Source organism: Nonomuraea sp. NPDC050643, from assembly GCF_040654715.1.
Classification (GTDB): domain Bacteria; phylum Actinomycetota; class Actinomycetes; order Streptosporangiales; family Streptosporangiaceae; genus Nonomuraea.
In genome coordinates this window covers 1-1,319 of the sequence record NZ_JBFAIM010000156.1, presented here as the reverse complement: position 1 = coordinate 1,319, position 1,319 = coordinate 1, and the positions used below count along the sequence as shown (strand labels likewise).

1 rRNA gene is annotated in these 1,319 nt (G+C 55.3%); it reads left to right on the top strand.

Annotated features, from left to right (window positions below):
- Positions 1 to 47 precede the first annotated feature (47 nt).
- Positions 48 to 1,319, top strand: a 23S ribosomal RNA gene (locus AB0I15_RS66605); the annotation flags it as partial.

The following is a 1,319-nucleotide window of genomic DNA, read 5'->3' as shown; positions in this document are numbered from 1 at the left end:
CGCTGTTTGTTGTTTGAGATTTGCATAGTGGACGCGAGCATCTTTGTGGCCAAGTTTTTTAGGGCACACGGTGGATGCCTTGGCATCAGGAGCCGATGAAGGACGTGGGAGGCTGCGTTAAGCCTCGGGGAGTCGCCAACCAGACGTTGATCCGGGGATGTCCGAATGGGGAAACCTAGCACCAGTCATGTGGTGTTGCCTCCGCCTGAATGTATAGGGCGGTTGGTGGTAACGCGGGGAAGTGAAACATCTCAGTACCCGTAGGAAGAGAAAACAAGAGTGATTCCGTGAGTAGTGGTGAGCGAAAGCGGATGAGGCTAAACCGGGCGTGTGTGATAGCCGGCAGGCGTTGCATGTCCGGGGTCGTGGGACTCTCTGGTGGTTTCTGCCGAGATCACAAGAAGTGATAAACCTTCGAGATAGTTGAAGCCTCTGGGAAGGGGCGCCGTAGACCGTGAGAGCCGGGTAGGCGAAATCTTGAGGGCTTCTTGAGGGGATCCCAAGTAGCACGGGGCCCGAGAAATCCTGTGTGAATCTGCCAGGACCACCTGGTAAGCCTAAATACTCCCTGATGACCGATAGTGCACGAGTACCGTGAGGGAAAGGTGAAAAGTGCCCCGGTGAGGGGTCGTGAAATAGTACCTGAAACCGTGTGCCTACAAGCCGTAGGAGCTTACGAGGATTTCGGTTCTCGTGTGATGTGACTGCGTGCCTTTTGAAGAATGAGCCTGCGAGTTATGGTGTGTGGCGAGGTTAACCCGTGTGGGGGAGCCGTAGCGAAAGCGAGTCTGAAGAGGGCGTTTGAGTCGCATGCTGTAGACCCGAAGCGGAGTGATCTACGCATGGGCAGGTTGAAGCTCAGGTAAGACTGGGTGGAGGACCGAACCCACCAGGGTTGAAAACCTGGGGGATGACCTGTGTGTAGGGGTGAAAGGCCAATCAAACTCCGTGATAGCTGGTTCTCCCCGAAATGCATTTAGGTGCAGCGTTGCGTGTTTCTTGCCGGAGGTAGAGCACTGGATGGCTAATGGGCCCGACAAGGTTACTGACGTCAGCCAAACTCCGAATGCCGGTAAGTGAGAGCGTGGCAGTGAGACTGCGGGCGATAAGGTTCGTAGTCGAGAGGGAAACAGCCCAGATCACCGACTAAGGCCCCTAAGCGTGTGCTAAGTGGGAAAGGATGTGGAGTCGCAGAGACAACCAGGAGGTTGGCTTAGAAGCAGCCACCCTTGAAAGAGTGCGTAATAGCTCACTGGTCAAGTGATTCCGCGCCGACAATGTAGCGGGGCTCAAGTACACCGCCGAAGTCGTGGCATTGA